Consider the following 20,707-nt stretch of genomic DNA (forward strand, 5'->3'; position numbering starts at 1 on the left):
TTTCCCAAGCTTGCATTACATATTGAGTTTTGCGTGTTAAATAGGCGTAACCCTGCGGTAGCCACTGCCGAACCGGTCGACAGTTCCGCCCGTGCCATTCTTGCGGGAGCCCCGAGTGGATCGCACTGCCCAGCTCATCGCCCACCGGACCGAAACGTCCGTTGCATACGATCCGGCCGTCCACGCCCATCCGCTGCACGTCGGCGCGGCGCGGGTGCTGGAACAGAACTGGACGGGGACCTCCACGGTGCCCTCGCGGGGCCTCTACCCGCACCAGTGGTCCTGGGACTCGGCGTTCATCGCGATCGGGCTCAGGCATCTGTCCGCGTTACGGGCGCAGACCGAGCTGGAGACGCTGCTGTCCGCCCAGTGGGCCGACGGGCGCGTCCCGCACATCGTGTTCAACCCCTCGGTGCCGCTCGACGCGTACTTCCCGAGCCCCGACTTCTGGCGCTCCTCCACCGCCGGCCGCGCCGCGGGCGCCCCGCGCGGGGTGGAGACCTCGGGGATCGTGCAGCCGCCGGTGCACGCGCTCGCCGCCTGGCTGGTGCACCTCGCCGACCCCGAACTCTCCCGGGCCCGCGGCTTCCTGGCCCGTCTCCACCCGCGGCTGGCCGCCTGGCACCGCTACCTCCTGCACCGCCGCGACCTCGGCGGCGGGGGCCTCGCCTCCGTGGTGCACCCCTGGGAACAGGGCATGGACAACGCCCCGAGCTGGGACGCTGCGCTCGCCCGCGTCACCCCCGCCCCGGCCCGCTCCTTCCGCCGCGCCGACCTCGACCACGGCGCCCCGGAGGACCGGCCGACGGACCTGGACTACGGACGGTACGTGCGGCTGGCGGCGGACTACCGGGACCGCGGCTACAGGGACGGGACGGGCGGGAGCTACGGCGACGGGCCCAGCGACTTCGCCGTCGAGGACCCCTCATTCAACGCCCTCCTCATCGCCTCCGAGCACGCGCTGGCCCGTATCGCGCACGAGCTGGGCGCCGGCGGCACGGCCCGGCACGCCCGCGCCGAACGCCTCACCGCGGCCCTGATCGAGCGGCTGTGGGACCCGCGGACGGGCCAGTTCCTGTGCCGGGACCTGCGCGGCGGGGGCCTCGTCCCCGAGCGGGGCGTGTCCGGGCTGATCCCGCTGCTCCTGCCGACGCTGCCGCGCGACACCGTCGTATCGCTGGTGCGCACCCTGACCGGACCCCACTTCGGCCTCGGCACCGCCACCCGCCTCGCACCGAGCTACGACCTGCTCGGCGAGGCCTTCGACCCGCACCGGTACTGGCGCGGGCCGGCCTGGTTCAACACCAACTGGCTGCTGGAGCGCGGCCTGCGCCTCCACGGGGAGCGGGAGCGCGCCGACGCCCTGCGCCGCGCGCTGCTGGACACCGCGCAGCACAGCGGCTTCGCCGAGTACGTCGACCCGTACACCGGCGAGGCCTGCGGGGCGACCGGCTTCGGCTGGACCGCCGCGCTCGCGCTGGACCTGCTGCACACGCCGACGTTCGACCTGAGGGACATGAGGGACAAGGGAGGGGACCGGGCATGACCGATCGGCAGCATCTGCTCGTGTACGGCGGGACCTTCGCCGCCGTGGGTGACGGCGGCGACATCAGCGGGGTGCGGGGCGGCAGTTTTCCCGACGGGCTGTTCGTGCGGGACGCCCGGCATCTGAGCCGCTGGCAGCTCACGGTCGACGGGGCCGTGCCCGACACGCTCACCCCGGTGGCCGACGGGGACACGGCCCGCTGTGTCCTGGTGCCGCGCGGCGGCCGCCTGGAGCCCGCCGCGTACACGCTGTTCCGGGAACAGGCCGTCGCCGACAGCTCGTTCGTGGAGGCGGTGCGTATCACCAGCAACCGCCCGGTGCCGACCACTCTGCGCCTGGCGATCACCGCCGATGCCGACTTCGCCGACCAGTTCGAGCTGCGCTCCGACCACCGCACCTACGCCAAGCCCGGCGCGGTCCGCCACCGCCAGGCCCTCGACCACGGTGTGGAGTTCACCTACCAGCGCGGCAAATGGCTCTCCCGTACGACGGTCAGCTCCGAGCCGGCCCCGGACGGCGTGGAGGAGACCGGCACGGGCGCCCGGCGCCTGGTGTGGACGCTGGACCTGGAGCCGTACGGCACCGCGGAGCTGACCCTGCGGGTGATGGCCCGGCCGCACGGCGAGCAGCGGGCGCTGCGGGTGCCGGCCTCCCCGGCGGCGGTGGACGGACAGCTGCGGGCGCTGGAGGCCGGTTTCGTGGAGGGCATGGCCTTCCCGACCGGGTGGCCGGAGCTGGCCGCGGCCTGCGAGCGGGGTCTGGCCGACCTCGCCGCGCTCCAGGTCCCGGCGCGGGGCCCGGACGGCGAGGAGCTGCGCGTCCCGGCCGCGGGCGCGCCCTGGTTCCTCACCCTGCTGGGCAGGGACGCCCTGCTCACCTCGCTGTTCGCGCTGCCGTACCGCCCGCAGCTGGCCGCCGCGACCCTGCCCGCGCTCGCCGCCACGCAGGCCGGTGAGCACAGCGGCCCCGCGTCGGTGGCGCAGCCGGGGAAGATCGTGCACGAGGTGCGCCACGGCGAGCTGGCCTACTTCCACCAGGTGCCGTACGGCCGTTACTACGGCTCGGTGGACGCCACCCCGCTCTTCCTCGTCCTGCTCGGCGCCTACACCGAGCACACCGGCGACCTCGCGCTCGCCCGCCGCCTGGAGTCCCACGCGCGCGCCGCGATCGGCTGGATGCTGGACCACGGCGGTCTGACCTCGCGCGGCTATCTGGTCTACCGCGCCGACCAGGGCGGGCTCGCCAACCAGAACTGGAAGGACTCCCCCGGCGCGATCTGCTGGGCCGACGGCACCCGCCCCACCGGCCCGGTGATGGCGGCGGGCGCCCAGGGCTACGCCTACGACGCCCTGCGCCGCACGGCGTGGCTGGCCCGCACGGTGTGGGAGGACCCGACGTACGCGGCGCTCCTGGAGCAGTCCGCCGCCGATCTGCGCGACCGCTTCCAGCGCGACTTCTGGATGCCGGACCGCTCCTTCCCCGCGCTGGCCCTGGACGGCGAGGGCGGCCAGGTCGACGCCCTCGCCTCGGACGCCGGGCATCTGCTGTGGTCCGGGCTGCTGGACAAGGAGTACGGCGAACTGGTCGGCCGGCGGATGCTGGAGCCGGACTTCTTCTCCGGCTGGGGCGTGCGCACCCTGGCCGCGGGGCAGCCCGCCTACCACCCGCTGTCCTACCACCGCGGCTCGGTGTGGCCGCACGACAACGCGCTCATCGCGCTGGGCCTGGCCCGCTACGGCCTGCACGACGAGGCCCGTACGGTCGCGGGCGCCCTGGTGGAGGCGGCCGCCGCGACCGGCAACCGGCTGCCGGAGGTGCTCGCCGGCTACTCCCGCGAGGCCCACGCCGAGCCGGTGCCCTTCCCGTACGCGTGCATCCGCGAGTCCCGCGCGGCGGCGGCTCCGCTGGCACTGCTGACCGCGGTGGGAGGGGCGTAGCGCCTCGGTTGAACGCTGTCCCCTGACGCCCCGTACGAAGGGGCGGCGGGCCCGGCTCCCCGTGCCGGGCCCGCCGTCGTCGTCGTACGGAAGGACCTCGGGTGAGGGGTTTTGGGCTGAAAGGCGTCGGGCTGAAGGCCCTCTGGCCGAAGAGCGGTACCCGGCACATCGCGGTCACGGTCTTCTGCTCGGTGCTGGTGCTGGGGGCCCTGCTGCTGCCGAACGCGCTCGTCGCGCTGCGTCCGGTGCGCTTTGTGCGGCTGCCCGGCGAGGCGGTGATCGGCGCGATCGTGCTGCTCGCCCTGCCGCGCCGGGCCCGTACGCCCGTGGCGGTGGCCGTCGGTGTCGGGCTGGCCGCGCTGACGGTCCTGAACGTGCTGGACATCGGCTTCCGGCAGTATCTGGGCCGCGGCTTCAACCCCGTACTCGACTGGGAGCTGCTGGACGACGCCCACGGCTATCTGCGCGACACCCTCGGCGGCACGGCCGCGCTGGCCGCTACGGCCGGCACTCTCGTGGGGGTCGGCGCCCTGTTCGCGCTGCTGGCGTGGGCCACCGTACGGCTGGCCGGCGCCCTGGACCGGCATCGCTCGCAGGCGTCCCTGGGGGTGCTGGTGGCCGGGACGGTGTGGGTGACCTGCGCGGCGCTCGGGCTGCAGATCGGCGGTGTGCCGTTCGCGGCCGACCGGGCGGCGCAGGCGGCGCTGAGCCAGGCGCGGCGGGTGCAGGTGACCCTGCGGGACGAGGCGGAGTTCGCGCAGGAGGCGCGGGCCGACGCGTTCGGCGCCACCCCGCCCGGCCAGCTGGTGCCGGACCTGCGCGGCAAGGACATGATCTTCGCGTTCGTCGAGAGCTACGGCCGCAGCGCGATCGAGGACCCGGGCATCGCGCCCGGGGTCACGGCCACGCTGGACGCACGCACGAAGGCCCTGGAGAAGGCCGGTTACCGGGCCCGCAGCGGCTGGCTGACCTCGGCGACGTACGGCGGCGGGAGCTGGCTGGGGCACTCCACCTTCCTGTCGGGCCTGTGGATCGCCAACCAGGCCCGCTATCGCACGGTCACCTCCGGCGACCACCTCACCCTCACGAAGGCGTTCCGCAAGACGGGTGCCTGGCGCACGGTCGGCATCGTGCCCGGGGTGCGCAAGGGCTGGCCGGAGGCTCGGTTCTACGGCCTCGACCATGTCTACGACGCCCACCATCTCGGCTACCAGGGGCCGAAGTTCAGCTGGTCGACGATGCCGGACCAGTACGCGCTGGAGGCGTTCCAGCGTCTGGAGCACGGCCGCCGGCACGACAAGCCGCTGATGGCGGAGGTCATCCTGACGTCCAGTCACCAGCCGTGGGCGCCGATCCCCCGCACGGTCGGCTGGGACGAGCTGGGCGACGGCCGGATCTTCGACGGCATCGAGAAGGCGGGCCTGGACCCGCAGGACGTCATCGCCGACTCGGCGCGCTCGAAGCGGGAGTACGCCCGGTCGGTGCAGTACTCGGTGACCAGCCTGACCCAGTGGCTCCAGCGGTACGGCACCGACGACACGGTGCTGGTCTTCCTCGGGGACCATCAGCCGATCGCCCGGGTCAGCGGGGACCACGCGAGCCGTGATGTGCCGGTGTCGGTCGTCGCCAAGGACCCGAAGGTGCTGGCCGCGATCGACGACTGGGGCTGGACGGAGGGCCTGCGGCCGGCGCACTCGGCCCCGGTGTGGAGGATGAGCGCGTTCCGCGACCGGTTCCTGCGGGCGTACGGGTCTGTGCCGCGTCCGACGAAGGGCTGACCGGCCGCTCGTCTCCCGCTCGTGTCCCGCTCGTCTCTCGCTCGTCAGCCGCTCGTCAGCCGCCGGAGGCGTACGGGGCTGTCCCCGGCCCCTGTTCAGCCGCCGGAGGTGTCCAGCTCGGCGTCCTCGCCGACGCCCGCGCAGTCGTAGGGGTCCTTCAGCCAGCCGTCGGGCAGGACGACCCGGTTGTTGCCGGACGTACGGCCGCGGGGGCCGTCGGCGCCGACCGGCCAGGCCTGGTCGAGGTCCAGCTCGTCGAGCCCGGCGCGCAGTTCCTCCAGGGAGGAGGTGATGGCGAGCCGCTTGCGCATCTCGGAGCCGACCGCGAAGCCCTTGAGGTACCAGGCCACGTGCTTGCGGAAGTCGATGACCCCGCGCGCCTCGTCGCCGATCCACTCGCCGAGCAGGGTGGCGTGCCGGACCATGACGTCGGCGACCTCGCGCAGGGACGGCCGCGCGATGTCGTCCGTACGCCCCTCGAAGGCGGCGACCAGATCGGCGAACAGCCACGGCCGGCCGAGGCAGCCGCGTCCGACGACGACGCCGTCGCAGCCGGTCTCGCGCACCATCCGCAGGGCGTCCTCGGCGGACCAGATGTCGCCGTTGCCGAGCACCGGGATCTCCGGCACGTGCTCCTTGAGGCGCGCGATGGCGTCCCAGTCGGCGGTGCCGCCGTAGTGCTGGGCGGTGGTACGGCCGTGCAGGGCGATGGCGGTGACGCCCTCCTCGACGGCGATCCGGCCGGCGTCGAGGTAGGTGAGGTGGTCGTCGTCGATGCCCTTGCGCATCTTCATGGTGACGGGCAGGTCACCGGCGCCGCCGACGGCCTCGCGCAGGATGGCCCGCAGCAGGTTGCGCTTGTACGGCAGGGCCGAGCCGCCGCCCTTGCGGGTGACCTTCGGGACCGGGCAGCCGAAGTTCAGGTCGATGTGGTCGGCGAGGTCCTCCTCGACGATCATGCGGACGGCCTTGCCGACGGTGACCGGGTCGACGCCGTACAGCTGGATCGAGCGCGGCTTCTCGGTCGCGTCGAAGTGGATGAGCTGCATGGTCTTGTCGTTGCGCTCGACCAGCGCCCGGGTGGTGATCATCTCGCTGACGAAGAGTCCCTTGCCGCCGCTGAACTCCCTGCACAGGGTGCGGAAGGGCGCGTTCGTGATCCCGGCCATGGGGGCGAGGACGACGGGCGGCTGGACGGTGTGCGGGCCGATCGTGAGCGGGGATGCGGGCGTGGGCATTCCTCCATTGTGCCGTGTCACGGGTTTGGGCAAGTCTTTAGTTAGGCGCACTATTGAACGGCGTAGGCTGGAGCACATGCCCGAGCCGACCACCCGCCGGCGTCATCTCGTTCTGGCGATCTGCTGCACCAGCCTGCTGATCGTGAGCCTGGACGTCACCGTCCTGAATGTGGCCCTGCCCTCCCTGCGCTCCGACCTGGGCGCGAGCACCTCCGGCCTGCAGTGGACGATCGACGCCTACACGCTGGTGGTCGCCTCGCTGCTGATGCTCGCGGGCTCCACCGCGGACCGGATCGGCCGCAAGCGCGTCTTCATGGCGGGCCTGGTCGTCTTCACCCTCGGCTCGGCCCTGTGCTCCATGGCGCCGACCCTGGAGGCGCTGATCGTCTTCCGCACGGTCCAGGCGGTCGGCGGCTCGATGCTCAACCCCGTCGCCATGTCGATCATCACCAACACCTTCACCGAGCCACGCGAACGCGCCCGCGCGATCGGGGTGTGGGGCGCGGTGGTCGGCATCTCGATGGCCGCGGGGCCGCTGGTCGGCGGGGTGCTGGTGGAGTCGGTGGGCTGGCGCTCGATCTTCTGGCTCAACCTGCCGGTGGGCCTGGCGGCCCTTCTGCTGACCCTGCGCCACATCCCGGAGTCCCGCGCACCGCATCCCCGCCGCCCCGACCCGGTGGGCCAGCTCCTGGTCATCGCCCTCTTCGGCTCCCTGACGTACGCGATCATCGAGGCCCCGAACGCCGGCCTCGCGACCGTCCTGCCCTTCGCGGCGGTGGCCGTGGCCGCCCTGACCGGGCTGGTCCTGTACGAACCCCGCCGCGCCGAACCCCTCATCGACCTGCGCTTCTTCCGCTCGGCTCCCTTCAGCGGGGCCACAGTGATCGCCATCAGCGCCTTCGCGGCCCTCGGCGGGTTCCTGTTCCAGTCCACGCTGTACCTGCAGAACGAGCGGGGGCTCGACGCCCTGCACGCCGGCCTGTGGATGCTCCCGATGGCCGCACCGACCTTCCTGTGCGCACCCCTGTCGGGCCGCCTGGTGGGAAGCCGCGGACCACGCATCCCCCTGCTGATCGCGGGCCTCACCATGACGACCAGCGCGGTCATGTTCGCCGCGGGAGCCCAGACCTCCACGGCCGGCCTCTTCACCGGCTACCTGCTCTTCGGCATCGGCTTCGGCTTCGTGAACGCCCCGATCACCAACACGGCGGTGTCGGGCATGCCCCGCGCCCAGGCAGGCGTGGCCGCGGCAGTGGCCTCCACCAGCCGCCAACTGGGCCAGACCCTGGGCGTGGCCGTCGTGGGCGCGGTCCTGGCGTCGGGGGCGGGCTGGTGGGTGCTGGTGGGCTGCGGGGCGTCGGTCCTGGTGGTGGGGCTGGCGAGCAGCGGGGACTGGGCCCGCGGGACGGTGGACCGGGTGTGGGGGCAGGAGGCTCCGCGCGAGCAGCCGCAGACCGCGCGGGGCTGAGGCCTGTCTTCCTCAGGCCGGTTCGCGCACTAGGGCCTGTCGCCGCGCTCCAGCGCGAGCTCGTGCAGCCGCACCAGCCGCTCCCGGCTCAGCTCGTCCGCGGGTGCGTAGGTGACCATCCGCGGGCCCACCTCGGGGCTGAGCCACAGGTCGGTGTGGTCGACGACGATCAGGCCGACGTGCCGGTTGAGGAACTCCTTGCGCTTGGTCCGGTGGGCGACCACCTCGTGCCGGTCCCACTCCTCGCAGAAGTCCGGCGACTCCGCGCGCAGCCGCTTGAGGAGCATCTTCCAGGCGGGATCCCCGAGATGCCCGGCCATGGCGGCACGGAAGCGCGCGGCCATCAGCCGCTGGGCCTCGGCGAGGTGGACGATCGAGGAGCGCCACTCCTCGTTCGTGTAGGAGAGGATCATGCAGTTGCGGTCCTCGGCCGGCACCGCGTCCAGGTCGCACAGCAGCATCCCGTACGTGCGGTTGTAGGCGAGGATGTCGTACCGGCTGTTCTGCAGACAGGCCGGGAACGGCTCCAGCTGCTCCAGGACGGCCCGCAGTGCAGGTGTCACCGACGGGCACACCGTCGCCGGGGTCGGGTCGATCGCCCCGGCGAGCTGGAAGAGGTGGGCGCGCTCGCCCGGGTCGAGCAGGAGGGTGCGGGCGAGGGCGTCGAGGACCTGCACGGAGACCTGGATGGGCCGCGCCTGCTCCAGCCACGTGTACCAGGTGACGCCGACCGCGGAGAGCTGGGCCACCTCCTCGCGGCGCAGTCCGGGCGTACGGCGCCGGCGGCCGCGTTCCATGCCCACCTGCTCGGGGGTGATGTGCTCACGGCGGTGGCGCAGGAAGGCCGCGAGTTCGTGCCGGCGGATCTCGGCGACGGCGGGGCGTGAGGCCGCCTGCTGCGGGGCCGGGGTCTCCTGGGCAGCCATGGTCGTCATGCCCCCATCGTGCCGGGCCGCGCACCCTGTTGCCAGGTAGTCCTTGTACCAGGACAAGGACACTCTGGTACCAGCCTGAGCGGTGGCCCAGGCTCGACGGCGTGACCGAAACCATGACTTCACGCCAGGTCCGCTCGCCGGTGGGCCCGCCCGCGCTGAGCGACCTCGGACTGTTCACCGTGCTGCTCGGAGCGGCACTCCCTCTCATCGACTTCTTCATCGTCAATGTCGCCCTGCCCGACATCGGCCGCGACCTCGCGGCGGGCGAGTCGGTCCTGGAGCTGGTGGTGGCCGGCTACGGGGTCGCGTACGCCGTGCTGCTGGTGCTCGGCGGACGGCTCGGCGACCAGTTCGGCCGCCGCCGGCTGTTCCTGGCCGGCATGGCGGCCTTCGGGCTGACCTCGCTGGCGTGCGGGCTCGCGCCGGGCGCGTGGAGTCTGGTCGCGGCGCGCATCGCGCAGGGCGCGGCGGCCGCCGCGATGCTGCCGCAGGTGCTGGCCACCGTGCAGGCGACGACCACCGGACCGCGCCGGGCCCGTGCGATGAGCCTGTACGGCGCGACGGCCGGGCTGTCCATGGTGGCCGGGCAGATCCTCGGCGGTCTGCTGGTCGCCGCGGACGTGGCGGGGATCGGCTGGCGGGCGGTGTTCCTGGTGAACGTGCCGGTCGTACTGGCCGGTCTGGCGCTGGCCGTACGGGCGCTGCCGGAGACGCGCTCGCCGCGCCCGGAGCCGCTGGACGGTCCCGGTACGGCGCTGCTCGCGGTGTCCCTGCTGACGCTGCTGGCCCCGCTCACCGAGGGCCGGGCGGCGGGCTGGCCGCTGTGGACGTGGCTGTCGCTGGCCGCGTTCCCGTTCGCGGCGGCCGGGTTCTACGCGGTGGAGCGGCGGGCCGACCGGGCGGGGCGGACGCCGCTGGTGCCGCCGAGCCTGTTCGCGGTGACGTCTCTGCGGCGCGGGCTGGTGATGATCCTTCCGTTCTCGATCGGGTTCAGCGGGTTCATGTTCGTGGTCGCGGTCGCGTTGCAGCGGGGGGCGGGGCTCGGGCCGGTCGCAGCGGGGCTGGCGCTGGCGCCGCTGGCGGTGGCGTTCTTCTTCCTGTCGCTGGCGGGGCCGCGGCTGGTGGCCCGGTTCGGCACGCGCGTGGTGACCGCCGGGGCGGTGCTCCAGGCGGTGGGCATCGGGCTGCTGGTGCTGGCCTTCTGGCAGACCTGGCCGGACCCGGATTTCCTGGCGCTGCTGCCGGGCGGGGCGATCGCGGGGGCGGGGCAGGCGCTGCAACTGCCCGTCATCTTCCGGATCGTGATGTCCGAGGTGCCGCCGGAGCGCGCCGGGGTCGGCAGCGGCGTGATGAACACGACCCAGCAGTCGGCACTGGCGCTCGGCGTGGCCACGCTCGGCTCGCTGTTCCTGTCGCTGGTCCCGTCGATGGGCATACGGGACGCCCTTGTCGTGACGCTGCTGGTGCAGCTGGCGGGGATCGTGGTGACGGGGCTGCTGAGCCTGCGGCTGCCGCGGACGATCGCCTGAGACCTGCTTCCCGCGACCTGTGACAGGGCTGTGACCGGAGGAGTGGCTTCCGTCACAGCTCTGGGGGGAGGGCGGCTGGTCGGGTGGGCGGACGCACGTCCGCTCACCGGGAGGAAGCCGGACCATGATGATTCTGCTGGTCGGCCCCGCCTTCCTCGCCGCGGCCCTCGGGGTGGTCCTCCTCGTCGTCGCCGTCCTCAGCGCCGCCCTGCCGGGCCGACCCGAGGACTGGCGCCGGCTCCTGGTGCGACGGGCCACCTGGCTGGCCGCCTCGGGGGCCGCGGCCGTCTATCTGTGGGGGGCGTTCGGTGTGGCGGCCTCCGAGAGCGCCTTCGGCGACGGCGCCGACTCGGTCCCGGCCCCCGCGTGCCGCGACGAGGACATCCCGCCGGAGACCGTCGAGGGGCTGTCCCACCACCGGGCGTCCTACCTGCCGCTGGCCTTCGACTGCGTCCGCGAGGACGGCAGTGTCTACACGTCGGACCCGTACTACGGCGTGGCGAACCGTACGGCCCCGGTCCTCGCCGTCACCGCCGCGCTGCTCGCGATCGGCGCCGGCTACGCCTCCGAACTGCGCCTCAGGCGCGCAGCCCCCGCAGCACCAGGTCGACCACAGCCGTGAACTCGGCCTCGATGCCCGGCTGTTCCCACTCCTTGGCGTAGCACGGGTCGTGGAAACGGCCGGTCGCCTGGAACACCGCGAGGGCGGTGGCGGCCGGGTCGGCGGCGGTGAAGGTGCCCTCGGCGACGCCCGCCTCGATGATCCGGGTGAGCTGGCCGGCCAGGTCGGTGATGTGCTCGCCGACCGCGGCGGTGTTCTCCCCGGTGAGCACCATGTAGGTGGCGAACAGCTCGGGGTCGTCCCCGGCCTTGCGCCGCTTGGCCTCGAAGAGCCCCGCGAGCCAGTCCCGCAGCCGGGCCCGCGGGTCGCGCTCCTCGGCGACGATCGCGGAGAGCGTCTCCGCGGTGCGGTCCAGCCACCGCTTGGTGACCGCCTCGCGCAGCGCCGCCTTGGTGCGGAAGTGCCGGTAGACGCTGCCGTGGCTGACCCCGAGCGCGCGGGCCACGTCGACCACGGTGGCCTTGGCCGGTCCGTGACGGCGCAGCACCTCCTCGGTCGCCTCGAGGATGCGCTCGGCGGTCAGGGTCTCGGTGGTCGCTGCCATGTCCTAGACGGTACCCGCCGCCGTCACTCGCTCCCGAGGTGAGCCATCTGCGCGGCCGGGTAGCGCTCGCCCGCCGCCGCGCCGGCCGGGACGGCCTCCTCGATCGCCGCGAGGTCGGCGGCCTCCAGGGTCACGTCCAGCGCGCCCAGGGACTCGGCCAGCCGCTCGCGGGTGCGGGCGCCGACCAGCGGGACGATGTCCTCACCGCGGCTGAGCACCCAGGCGATGGCGATCTGGGCCACGCTGACGCCCTTCTCCGCGGCGATCTTGCGCAGCGCCTCGACGAGGTTCAGGTTGTGCCGGAGGTTGTCGCCCTGGAAGCGGGGCGAGAAGGCCCGGAAGTCGCCCGCGCCGAGCTGCCGGTCGGCGGTGAAGTGGCCGGAGATCAGGCCGCGGGACAGCACGCCGTACGCCGTGATCGCGATGCCCAGTTCACGGGTGACGGGCAGGATCTCCTCCTCGATGCCGCGGGAGATCAGCGAGTACTCGATCTGGAGGTCGCAGATCGGGGCGGTGGCGGCCGCCTTGCGGATGGTGTCGGCGCCGACCTCGCTGAGGCCGATGTGCCGGACGTACCCCTTCTCGACCAGCTCGGCGATCGCGCCGACCGTCTCCTCGATCGGGACGGCGGGGTCGAGGCGGGCGATGCGGTAGACGTCGATGTGGTCGACGCCCAGGCGCTGGAGGGAGTAGGCGGCGAAGTTCCGCACCGCGGCCGGCCGGCCGTCGTAGCCGCTCCAGCCGCCGTCCGGGTCGCGCAGGGCGCCGAACTTCACGCTGACCAGCGCCTGTTCGCGCCGGGCCGCGGGGGCCGTGCGCAGGGCCTCGCCGATCAGCAGTTCGTTGTGGCCCATGCCGTAGAAGTCGCCGGTGTCGAGCAGCGTCACGCCGGCTTCCAGGGCCGCGTGGATCGTCGCGATGGACTCGGCCCGGTCCGCCTCGCCGTACAGCGCGGACATGCCCATGCAGCCGAGGCCGAGGGCGGAGACGTGGGGGCCGGTGGTACCGAGAGTGCGTGTCTGGATCGTCATGGCCTCCACCTTGCCATGACGGCTGACAGATTTCAATATCTGTCAGTCCAAACTTGTCAGCACACCCGAATGGCGCACCCTGGTCCAGACCTCTTGACGAAAGGTCTGGACCAGGGGACTGTCATGTCTACGACACCTCACCGCACCCCCACCGGGAGGCCTCGCATGCTCAGACGTCTGCTCGTCGGCGCCCTCACCGCCGCGCTCCTCTCCCCCTTGGGACTCACCACCGCGCCCACCGCCACGGCCGCCGAGACCTGCGCCCTGAAGCCCCGCCCCACCGGCAAGGTCCTCCAGGGCTACTGGGAGAACTGGGACGGCGCCGCGAACGGCGTCCACCCGCCCTTCGGCTGGACCCCGATCACCGACTCACGCATCCCCGCGCACGGCTACAACGTCCTCAACGCGGCCTTCCCCGTCATCCGCTCCGACGGCACCGCACTGTGGGAGGACGGCATGGACAGCGGCGTGAAGGTGGCCACGCCGTCGGAGATGTGCGCGGCCAAGGCGGCCGGGCGGACGATCCTGCTGTCCATCGGCGGCGCGACGGCCGGGATCGACCTCAACTCCACGGCCGTGGCCGACCGTTTCGTCGCGACGATCGTGCCGATCCTGAAGACGTACAACTTCGACGGCATCGACATCGACATCGAGACCGGCCTGGTCGGCAGCGGCAGCATCACCCAGCTGTCCACGTCCCAGGCCAACCTGATCCGCATCATCGACGGCATCCTGGCCCGTATGCCGGCCGGCTTCGGCCTCACCATGGCGCCCGAGACGGCGTACGTCACCGGCGGCAGCGTCGTCTACGGCTCCATCTGGGGCGCCTACCTGCCGATCATCAAGAAGTACGCCGACAACGGCCGCCTGTGGTGGCTGAACATGCAGTACTACAACGGCAGCATGTACGGCTGCTCCGGCGACTCCTACTCCGCGGGCACGGTCGAGGGCTTCGTGGCGCAGACCGACTGCCTCAACCGGGGCCTGGTCGTGCAGGGCACCACGATCCGGGTCCCGTACGACAAGCAGGTGCCGGGTCTTCCGGCCCAGTCCGGCGCGGGCGGCGGCTATATGTCCCCGAGCCTGGTCGCCCAGGCCTGGCGGCACTACGGCACATCGCTCAAGGGCCTGATGACCTGGTCGGTCAACTGGGACGGCTCACGGAACTGGACCTTCGGCGACAACGTCAAGGCGCTTCAGGGCCGTTGACCGCGGACGTCACCCCCAGCACCCGCAGCATCGCCCGCGTCGCCGGGCTCGGGTTGAACCGGCTCCACGCCAGACACTCCAGCCGGTGCGGCCCGTCCACCACCGGCACCAGCGCCAGCTCGGGGTCGCCCGCGGCCAGCGGCCGGATGAAGGCCGAGGGCAGCAGCGCGACCCCGAGCCCGCGCGCGGTCAGCCGGGTGATCATCTCGACCAGCCCCACCTCGTACGCCACGTCCCGCGCCAACCCCGCGGCGGCGAACGCCTGATCGGACTGCGCCCGCGCGGGCGTGCCCACCATGAAGTCCACGAACGTCTCCCCGGCGATGTCCCGCAACGCCACCCGCGAGGCCCCCGCGAGCCGGTGCCCGGCCGGCACCACCAGCACATGCTCGTCATGGTCGAGCACCAATGTCTCGACCCCGGTGGGCAGTTGCCCCTCCGGCAGCCCCAGGAACGCGATGTCCAGCTCACCGTCCCGGATCGCCGCCACGAGATCGTCACTGCGCCCGGACCGCAGCACCACCCGCACCTGCGGATACCGCTCCCGGTACCGCTGCAGCAGTTCGGGTACGTCGACGGCGGCCGCGGTCACGATCACCCCGACGGCCAGCCTGCCCCGCACCACGCCCGCTGCCGCGGAGGCGTCCGCCACCGCCCGGTCGGCCGCCTCCAGGCACTCCCGCGCCCGCACGACGAACGCCTCTCCCGCGGGCGTCGGCTCCACCCGGCGGCTGGACCGCGCGAACAGCCTTACCCCCAGCTCCCGTTCGAGCCCCGCGATGCGATGGCTCAGGGACGACTGCACCACGGAGCACCGCTCGGCGGCCCGGGTGAAGTTCCGTGTCTCGGCGACGGCGACGACGTACCGCATCTGCTGAAGATCCACGGGATTCATCGTCGTGGGCCATGGCTGCCATCGCAACCATGCTTTGGAGCCATGGAGTTCAGGGGCCGAGACTCCTCGCATGCAGACCTCGACCTCGTACGGACCGCGTGCGGCGACCGTGGCCCTGACCGCCCTCGCCCCGGTCTCCTGGGGCACCACGTACGCCGTCACCACCGAGCTGCTGCCCGCCGGGCATCCGCTGTTCGCCGCGGTGATGCGGGCCCTGCCCGCCGGACTGCTGGCACTGGCGCTCACCCGGGTGCTGCCGCGCGGCGACTGGTGGTGGAAGGCCGCCGTCCTCGGCACCCTCAACATCGGCGCGCTGTTCCCGTTGCTGTTCGTGGCCGCCGAACGCCTGCCCGGCGGTGTCGCCGGCACCCTCGGCGCCGTCCAGCCGCTGCTGGTCGCCGCTCTCGCCATCGGAGTGCTGCACACCCGGCCGACGGCCTGGACCTGGAGCTGGGGCGTGATCGGCGTGCTCGGTGTCGGCCTGGTGGTGCTCGGGCCGGGGGCCCGGCTGGACGCGGTCGGCGTGCTCGCCGGCCTCGGCGGCACGGCGGGCATGGCCACCGGCGTGGTCCTCACCCGGCGCTGGGGCCGCCCCGCAGGGGTCGGCGCGATGACGCTGGCGGGCTGGCAACTCACCGTGGGCGGGCTGGTGTTGCTGCCCCTCACCCTCGCCGTGGAGGGCATCACGCCTCCGCCGGTCGACGTGGACGCCGTCGCCGGTTACCTCTGGCTGGGCAGCATGGGCGGGCTGATCTCGTTCACGCTCTGGTTCCGCGGGCTCGGCAGGCTGCCGGTGGCCGCCTCCGCCCCGCTGGTGCTGCTGTCCCCGCTGGTCGCGACCCTGGTCGGCCTCGCCCTCGGGGAGACCCTCGGCCTCCTCCAGGCCCTCGGCTTCGTCCTCGCCCTCGCCTCGCTGCTCGCCGCGCAGTTCAGCGCGCCGCGCCTGCGCAGAAGCAACCCGCACACCAAGGAGAACGCATCCCATGACGACACCTCTGACGATCGCCGTCCTCGGCGCGACCGGCATGGTCGGCAGCCGAGTGATCACCGAGGCGGCCGGCCGCGGACACCGGATCCGCGCTCTGTCCCGCAAGCCCGCCGGTGACCACCCGCACATCACCCCGGTCCCCGTCGACGCGACCGACACGGACGCCCTGCGCGCGGCCCTGACGGGCGTGGACGCGGTGGTGGTCGCGGTCCGCACGAACCCGGTCGACGAGCCCTTCCTCGTCGGCACGACCGTCGCCGTGCTGGACCTGGGCGTACCCACCCTGGTGGTCGGCGGCGCCGGCGTCCTGCGCAGCCCGGACCGGCCGGACCTGCTGGTCGCCGACAACCCGGCCTACGTCCCGGCGGAGATCAGGCCTGTCGCCGCGGCCGGCCTGGCCCAGCTCGCCGCCTGCCGCGCCCACCCCCACCACGCCTGGACCTACCTCGCCCCACCGGCCCTCCTGGAACCAGGCACCCGCACCGGCACGTACCGCCGCGGCACGGACACCCTGCTGACGGCGCCCGACGGCCGGTCGTGGATCAGCGCGGAGGACCTCGCGGTGGCGGCGGTGGACGAGCTGGAGAGCCCGGCAGGCGAGCACCTGATCACGGTGGCGCATCGCTGAGAGACCGCGGAAAAAGGCGAGCCCACCCTCCAGCCGAGTTGTCACGGGCGGAGGGTGGGCAAAGGCCGGGGGTCCAGGGGGCGGAGCCCCCTGGTACCTCAACAGCGAGAAACCTCAGCAGCCGATCAGACGCGAGGCGAGGTAGCCCTCGATCTGGTCCAGCGACACGCGTTCCTGCTTCATGGTGTCGCGCTCACGCACGGTCACCGCGTTGTCGTCCAGCGTGTCGAAGTCGACGGTCACACAGAACGGCGTACCGATCTCGTCCTGGCGACGGTAGCGGCGCCCGATCGCACCGGCGTCGTCGAACTCGATGTTCCAGTGCTGGCGCAGCGCCTGGGCGAGGCCCTTGGCCTTCGGCGACAGCTCCGCGTTGCGGGACAGCGGCAGGACGGCGACCTTCACCGGGGCGAGGCGGTGGTCGAGGCGCAGCACGGTGCGCTTCTCCATCTTGCCCTTGGCGTTGGGCGCCTCGTCCTCGACGTACGCGTCGAGCAGGAACGCCAGCATCGCGCGGCCGACACCGGCCGCGGGCTCGATGACGTACGGCGTCCAGCGCTCCTGGGCCTCCTGGTCGTAGTAGGCGAGGTCCTGGCCGGAGGCCTTGGAGTGGGCGCCGAGGTCGTAGTCGGTGCGGTTGGCGACGCCCTCCAGCTCACCCCACTCGTTGCCGCCGAACTGGAAGCGGTACTCGATGTCGGCGGTGCGCTTGGAGTAGTGGGAGAGCTTCTCCTTCGGGTGCTCGTACCACCGCATGTTCTCCTCGCGCAGGCCCAGGCCGGTGTACCAGTTCCAGCGCTGCTCCATCCAGTACTCCTGCCACTTCTCGTCCTCGCCCGGCTTGACGAAGAACTCCATCTCCATCTGCTCGAACTCGCGGGTGCGGAAGATGAAGTTGCCGGGCGTGATCTCGTTGCGGAAGGACTTGCCCATCTGCGCGATGCCGAACGGGGGCTTCTTGCGCGAAGCGACCTGCACCTGGGCGAAGTTGGTGAAGATGCCCTGGGCGGTCTCGGGGCGCAGGTAGGCGATGGAGCCGGTGTCCTGCGTCGGGCCGAGGTGGGTGGCGAGCAGGCCCGAGAACTGCTTGGGCTCGGTGAACTGGCCCTTGTTGCCGCAGTTGGGGCAGTTGATGTCCGCCAGGCCGTTCTCCGGCGCACGGTTGTGCTTGGCCTCGTAGGCCTCCTCCAGGTGGTCCGCGCGGAACCGCTTGTGGCAGGAGGTGCACTCGGTGAGCGGGTCGGAGAAGGTGGCGACGTGACCGGAGGCGACCCAGACCTCGGGGGCGAGGATCACGGAGGAGTCGATACCGACCACGTCCTCGCGCGACGTCACCATGTAGCGCCACCACTGGCGCTTCAGGTTCTCCTTGAGCTCGACACCCAGCGGTCCGTAGTCCCAGGCGGCGCGCTGACCGCCGTAGATCTCACTGCAGGGGAAAACGAAGCCACGGCGCTTGCTCAGGCTGACGATGGTGTCGATCTTGTCGGCGGCCACGGTGCTCTCTTCATTACGACGACGGGCGACGAAGCGAGGTGCTTCCAGCGAATGCTTCAGATTACCGGCGCAGGCTGCCCCTCGACCAAATCGGTCCGGTCTTCGGCCCGTTCAGCAGCTTTGTTGACAATGGTTTCCATCTTTGCTGAAAATGAGTGTCATGAACGTACGACGACAGCACATATCCGGGATCGCGATCGCGGCGGCCACCGCTCTCGGTCTCGCGACCCTGTCCGCCTGCTCCTCCGACAGCTCGGCTGCGGGCAGCACGGACAAGTTCGACGTCGTCGCGTCGTTCTACCCGATGGAGTTCCTCGCGGAGCGGATAGGCGGGGACCACGTCCATGTGACGACCCTCACCGAGCCCGGCCAGGAGCCGCACGATCTGGACATCAGCGCCCAGCAGCGCGCACAGCTGGAGGAGTCCGACGCGGCCCTCTACCTCGCCGGCCTCCAGCCCGCCGTCGACGACGCCGTGAAGCAGTCCGGCACCGAGACGAAGATCGACGCGGCGCAGCTCACCACCCTGGAGGACCTCGGCGTCGAGGACGGCCACGACCACGGCGGCTCCTCGGAGGAGGAAGAGGGCGGCGACCACCTCGACCCGCACGTCTGGCTCGACCCCGTGAAGTACGCGGAGATCGCCGAGGGTGTCGGCAAGGCTTTCGAGAAGGCCGACCCCGACCACGCCGCCGACTACAAGAAGAACACCGCCGCCCTGGTCAAGGAGCTCGGCGAGCTGAACACCTCCTTCGCCGACGGCCTGAAGAACACGAAGACCAAGGTCTTCTTCACCAACCACGCCGCCTTCGGCTACCTCGCCGAGCGCTACGGCCTCACCCAGGAGGCCATCTCCGGCCTCGACCCGGAGAGCGAGCCCAGCCCCGCCCGCGTCAAGGAGCTCCAGGAGGAGGCCAAGGCCGACGGCGTGACCACCGTCTTCTACGAGACACTGGTCTCCGACAAGACCGCGAAGACCCTCGCCTCCGACGCCGGCCTGAAGACGGACGTCCTCGACCCCGTCGAGGGCATCACGGACAAGTCCCGCGGCGACGACTACATCCAGGTCATGCAGGCCAACCTCAAGGCGCTCCAGAAGGCCCTGGGCAGCAAATGATTTTCACGGAGGACGACGCCATGAGCGAACCCGTCATATCCCTGCGCGGCGTACGCGCCGAGCTGGGTTCGCGCACCGTCCTGCGCGGCATCGACCTCACCGTCCGGCGCGGTGAGGTCGTCGCGCTGCTCGGCGCGAACGGCTCCGGCAAGTCGACCGCCGTGCGCAGCGTCATCGGCCAGGTGCCGGTGTCGGCCGGTGAGATCGAGCTGTTCGGCACCCCGCGCCGCCGCTTCCGCGACTGGGCGCGCGTGGGCTACGTACCGCAGCGCACCACCGCCGCGGGCGGCGTGCCCGCCACCGTCACCGAGGTCGTCTCCGCGGGCCGCCTGTCCCGCGCCCGCTTCGGCGTCCTGCGCAAGGCCGACCACGCGGCCGTACGCCGTGCCCTGGACCTCGTCGGCATGGCCGACCGCGCCAAGGACTCCGTGGACGCCCTGTCGGGCGGCCAGCACCAGCGCGTCCTGATCGCCCGCGCGCTCGCCTCCGAGCCCGAGCTGCTGATCATGGACGAGCCGATGGCGGGCGTCGACCTGGCCAGCCAGGAGGTGCTCGCGGAAACCCTGCGCACCCAGGTCGCCGCGGGCGCCACCGTCCTGCTGGTCCTGCACGAACTCGGACCGCTGGAGCCCCTGATCGACCGGGCGGTCGTCCTGCGCGACGGCTGCGTCCTGCACGACGGGCCGCCGCCCGAGGCGGTCGGCCAGCACGCGCTGCCCGGCCACGACCACGTACACCCGCACGCGGCCCACGACGCCGAGCCGATCCGCACAGGACTGCTGAGCTGATGGAATTCCTGAACTACGCCTTCATGCAGCGGGCCCTGATCGCCGCGGTCCTCGTCGGCATCACCGCCCCCGCGATCGGCATCTACCTGGTCCAGCGCCGCCAGGCCCTCATGGGCGACGGCATCGGCCATGTCGCCATGACCGGCGTCGGCCTCGGCTTCATGCTGTCCTGGTCCCCGGTGTGGATGGCCACGCTGGTCTCCGTCGCCGGCGCGGTCCTGATGGAGCTGATCCGCTGGTACGGCAAGACCCGCGGCGACATCGCCCTCGCCATGCTCTTCTACGGCGGTATGGCCGGCGGCGTGATGCTGATCAACCTCGCGCCCGGCGGCGCCAACGCCAACCTGATGTCGTTCCTCTTCGGCTCCCTGTCCACGGTGTCCGAGGCGGACGTACAGGCCATCTGTATCCTCGCCGGATTCGTGATCCTCACCACTTTGCTGCTGCGCCGCCAGCTGTTCGCCGTCAGCCAGGACGAGGAGTTCGCACGGGTCACCGGGCTGCCGGTGCGCGCGCTGAACCTCCTCGTCGCCGTCACGGCCGCGGTGACGGTCACGGTCGCCATGCGCGTGGTCGGCCTGCTGCTGGTGTCGGCCCTGATGGTGGTCCCGGTGGCCGCCGCCCAGCAGATCAGCCGCAGCTTCGCCACCACCTTCGTCATCGCGGTCGCGCTGGGCGTGACGGTGACCATCGGCGGCACGGTGACCTCCTACTACCAGGACGTACCGCCCGGCGCGACGATCGTGCTGCTCGCCATCGCCGCCTTCATCGCCCTGACCGCGCTGGCCACTCCCCTGGCCCGTCGCAGGGCCCGGGCGGCGGCCGCCGCGGCGCCCGCGGGAGACCCGGCTGAGTGCGCGATTCCGGCCAGCCGGGGCCCCGAGAAGGAAGTCGGCGTCTGACCGCCCCCTGCCCGGGCTGGCACAATGGCCCGGCAAGGCGAGACGTGAGGAGGCA

18 protein-coding genes are annotated in these 20,707 nt (G+C 72.3%); 12 read left to right on the forward strand and 6 right to left on the reverse strand.

The features are described 5' to 3' along the window. Window positions 1-115 precede the first annotated feature (115 nt). From ACIQ6Y_RS10355 to ACIQ6Y_RS10365, 3 genes are all read left to right on the forward strand, one after another. Complete coding sequence (locus ACIQ6Y_RS10355) at window positions 116-1,546, forward strand: MGH1-like glycoside hydrolase domain-containing protein (RefSeq protein ID WP_404035239.1); 1,431 nt, start codon at window positions 116-118, stop codon at window positions 1,544-1,546. Next, window positions 1,543-3,483 (forward strand): glycogen debranching N-terminal domain-containing protein, encoded by a 1,941-nt coding sequence (locus ACIQ6Y_RS10360; protein WP_404035242.1) that lies wholly within the window; start codon window positions 1,543-1,545, stop codon window positions 3,481-3,483. The genes ACIQ6Y_RS10355 and ACIQ6Y_RS10360 overlap by 4 nt, the downstream gene beginning before the upstream one ends. Window positions 3,484-3,584: 101 nt before the next feature. After that, window positions 3,585-5,261: a CDP-alcohol phosphatidyltransferase gene (locus ACIQ6Y_RS10365; RefSeq protein ID WP_404035245.1), complete on the forward strand. Its 1,677-nt coding sequence runs from the start codon at window positions 3,585-3,587 to the stop codon at window positions 5,259-5,261. 95 nt (window positions 5,262-5,356) lie between these two features. Here ACIQ6Y_RS10365 and dusB read toward each other — a convergent pair whose 3' ends face one another. Next, window positions 5,357-6,499 carry a tRNA dihydrouridine synthase DusB gene (gene dusB / locus ACIQ6Y_RS10370; RefSeq protein WP_404035248.1) on the reverse strand — a complete coding sequence of 381 codons (1,143 nt, stop codon included), beginning with the start codon at window positions 6,497-6,499 and terminating at the stop codon, window positions 5,357-5,359. A 76-nt stretch (window positions 6,500-6,575) separates the two neighbouring features. Between dusB and ACIQ6Y_RS10375 the strand changes: the two genes are divergently transcribed. Beyond that, window positions 6,576-7,967, forward strand: a complete 1,392-nt coding sequence (locus ACIQ6Y_RS10375) for an MFS transporter (protein WP_404035251.1) — start codon at window positions 6,576-6,578, stop codon at window positions 7,965-7,967. A gap of 29 nt (window positions 7,968-7,996) precedes the next feature. On the opposite strand, the gene ACIQ6Y_RS10380 is transcribed toward ACIQ6Y_RS10375, so the two are convergent. Then, entirely contained in the window at window positions 7,997-8,902 is a 906-nt protein-coding gene (locus ACIQ6Y_RS10380; RefSeq protein WP_404035253.1) for a helix-turn-helix transcriptional regulator, read from the reverse strand. Between the two features lie 101 nt (window positions 8,903-9,003). Between ACIQ6Y_RS10380 and ACIQ6Y_RS10385 the strand changes: the two genes are divergently transcribed. Together ACIQ6Y_RS10385 and ACIQ6Y_RS10390 are read left to right on the forward strand one after the other, a co-directional pair. Then, a complete protein-coding gene (locus ACIQ6Y_RS10385; protein WP_404035256.1) occupies window positions 9,004-10,431 on the forward strand; it encodes an MFS transporter in 1,428 nt (475 codons plus the stop codon). Window positions 10,432-10,555: 124 nt separating this feature from the next. After that, window positions 10,556-11,053 carry a hypothetical protein gene (locus ACIQ6Y_RS10390; RefSeq protein WP_404035258.1) on the forward strand — a complete coding sequence of 166 codons (498 nt, stop codon included), beginning with the start codon at window positions 10,556-10,558 and terminating at the stop codon, window positions 11,051-11,053. Here ACIQ6Y_RS10390 and ACIQ6Y_RS10395 read toward each other — a convergent pair. Both ACIQ6Y_RS10395 and ACIQ6Y_RS10400 read right to left on the reverse strand, forming a co-directional pair. Beyond that, window positions 11,010-11,597, reverse strand: a complete 588-nt coding sequence (locus ACIQ6Y_RS10395) for a TetR family transcriptional regulator (protein ID WP_404035260.1) — start codon at window positions 11,595-11,597, stop codon at window positions 11,010-11,012. The genes ACIQ6Y_RS10390 and ACIQ6Y_RS10395 overlap by 44 nt on opposite strands. A 23-nt stretch (window positions 11,598-11,620) precedes the next feature. After that, window positions 11,621-12,628: an aldo/keto reductase gene (locus ACIQ6Y_RS10400; protein WP_404035263.1), complete on the reverse strand. Its 1,008-nt coding sequence runs from the start codon at window positions 12,626-12,628 to the stop codon at window positions 11,621-11,623. Between the two features lie 165 nt (window positions 12,629-12,793). On the opposite strand from ACIQ6Y_RS10400, the gene ACIQ6Y_RS10405 reads away from it, so the two are divergent. Further along, the gene (locus ACIQ6Y_RS10405) at window positions 12,794-13,837 is read left to right on the forward strand and encodes a chitinase (protein ID WP_404035266.1); all 1,044 of its coding nucleotides are present in this window, start codon (window positions 12,794-12,796) and stop codon (window positions 13,835-13,837) included. On the opposite strand, the gene ACIQ6Y_RS10410 is transcribed toward ACIQ6Y_RS10405, so the two are convergent. Then, window positions 13,815-14,723, reverse strand: coding sequence for a LysR family transcriptional regulator (locus ACIQ6Y_RS10410; RefSeq protein ID WP_404035269.1), 909 nt, complete (start codon window positions 14,721-14,723; stop codon window positions 13,815-13,817). The two genes, ACIQ6Y_RS10405 and ACIQ6Y_RS10410, sit on opposite strands and share 23 nt — an antisense overlap. Before the next feature lie 79 nt (window positions 14,724-14,802). Here ACIQ6Y_RS10410 and ACIQ6Y_RS10415 point away from each other — a divergent pair, with 79 nt between their 5' ends. Together ACIQ6Y_RS10415 and ACIQ6Y_RS10420 are read left to right on the forward strand one after the other, a co-directional pair. Then, complete coding sequence (locus ACIQ6Y_RS10415) at window positions 14,803-15,837, forward strand: EamA family transporter (RefSeq protein WP_404035272.1); 1,035 nt, start codon at window positions 14,803-14,805, stop codon at window positions 15,835-15,837. Further along, on the forward strand, window positions 15,728-16,348 hold the full coding sequence (locus ACIQ6Y_RS10420) for an NAD(P)-dependent oxidoreductase (RefSeq protein WP_404036388.1): 621 nt from the start codon (window positions 15,728-15,730) through the stop codon (window positions 16,346-16,348). The genes ACIQ6Y_RS10415 and ACIQ6Y_RS10420 overlap by 110 nt, the downstream gene beginning before the upstream one ends. Before the next feature lie 114 nt (window positions 16,349-16,462). Here the strand turns inward: ACIQ6Y_RS10420 and ACIQ6Y_RS10425 are convergent, their stop codons facing one another. Further along, a complete protein-coding gene (locus ACIQ6Y_RS10425; RefSeq protein ID WP_404035275.1) occupies window positions 16,463-17,845 on the reverse strand; it encodes a glycine--tRNA ligase in 1,383 nt (460 codons plus the stop codon). A 160-nt stretch (window positions 17,846-18,005) separates the two neighbouring features. Here ACIQ6Y_RS10425 and ACIQ6Y_RS10430 point away from each other — a divergent pair, with 160 nt between their 5' ends. The 3 genes from ACIQ6Y_RS10430 to ACIQ6Y_RS10440 are packed head-to-tail and all read left to right on the forward strand — an operon-like array spanning window position 18,006 to window position 20,652. Next, complete coding sequence (locus tag ACIQ6Y_RS10430) at window positions 18,006-18,962, forward strand: metal ABC transporter substrate-binding protein (protein WP_404035278.1); 957 nt, start codon at window positions 18,006-18,008, stop codon at window positions 18,960-18,962. A 20-nt stretch (window positions 18,963-18,982) separates the two neighbouring features. Then, window positions 18,983-19,750: a metal ABC transporter ATP-binding protein gene (locus ACIQ6Y_RS10435; RefSeq protein WP_404035281.1), complete on the forward strand. Its 768-nt coding sequence runs from the start codon at window positions 18,983-18,985 to the stop codon at window positions 19,748-19,750. Continuing rightward, window positions 19,750-20,652 carry a metal ABC transporter permease gene (locus tag ACIQ6Y_RS10440; RefSeq protein WP_404035284.1) on the forward strand — a complete coding sequence of 301 codons (903 nt, stop codon included), beginning with the start codon at window positions 19,750-19,752 and terminating at the stop codon, window positions 20,650-20,652. Before ACIQ6Y_RS10435 ends, ACIQ6Y_RS10440 begins: the two co-directional genes overlap by 1 nt. The last annotated feature ends 55 nt before the right edge of the window (window positions 20,653-20,707 follow it).

Origin of the sequence: Streptomyces sp. NPDC096205 (assembly GCF_044763135.1) — a bacterium.
Lineage (GTDB): Bacteria > Actinomycetota > Actinomycetes > Streptomycetales > Streptomycetaceae > Streptomyces.

Excerpts from the sequence above, each read along its gene's own strand:
- ACIQ6Y_RS10360 (WP_404035242.1), top strand. The coding sequence starts at position 1,543 with ATGACCGATCGGCAGCATCTGCTCGTGTACGGCGGGACCTTCGCCGCC.
- dusB (WP_404035248.1), bottom strand. The coding sequence starts at position 6,499 with ATGCCCACGCCCGCATCCCCGCTCACGATCGGCCCGCACACCGTCCAG.
- ACIQ6Y_RS10375 (WP_404035251.1), top strand. The coding sequence starts at position 6,576 with ATGCCCGAGCCGACCACCCGCCGGCGTCATCTCGTTCTGGCGATCTGC.
- ACIQ6Y_RS10380 (WP_404035253.1), bottom strand. The coding sequence starts at position 8,902 with ATGACGACCATGGCTGCCCAGGAGACCCCGGCCCCGCAGCAGGCGGCC.
- ACIQ6Y_RS10390 (WP_404035258.1), top strand. The coding sequence starts at position 10,556 with ATGATGATTCTGCTGGTCGGCCCCGCCTTCCTCGCCGCGGCCCTCGGG.
- ACIQ6Y_RS10395 (WP_404035260.1), bottom strand. The coding sequence starts at position 11,597 with ATGGCAGCGACCACCGAGACCCTGACCGCCGAGCGCATCCTCGAGGCG.
- ACIQ6Y_RS10400 (WP_404035263.1), bottom strand. The coding sequence starts at position 12,628 with ATGACGATCCAGACACGCACTCTCGGTACCACCGGCCCCCACGTCTCC.
- ACIQ6Y_RS10405 (WP_404035266.1), top strand. The coding sequence starts at position 12,794 with ATGCTCAGACGTCTGCTCGTCGGCGCCCTCACCGCCGCGCTCCTCTCC.
- ACIQ6Y_RS10415 (WP_404035272.1), top strand. The coding sequence starts at position 14,803 with ATGCAGACCTCGACCTCGTACGGACCGCGTGCGGCGACCGTGGCCCTG.
- ACIQ6Y_RS10430 (WP_404035278.1), top strand. The coding sequence starts at position 18,006 with ATGAACGTACGACGACAGCACATATCCGGGATCGCGATCGCGGCGGCC.
- ACIQ6Y_RS10435 (WP_404035281.1), top strand. The coding sequence starts at position 18,983 with ATGAGCGAACCCGTCATATCCCTGCGCGGCGTACGCGCCGAGCTGGGT.
- ACIQ6Y_RS10440 (WP_404035284.1), top strand. The coding sequence starts at position 19,750 with ATGGAATTCCTGAACTACGCCTTCATGCAGCGGGCCCTGATCGCCGCG.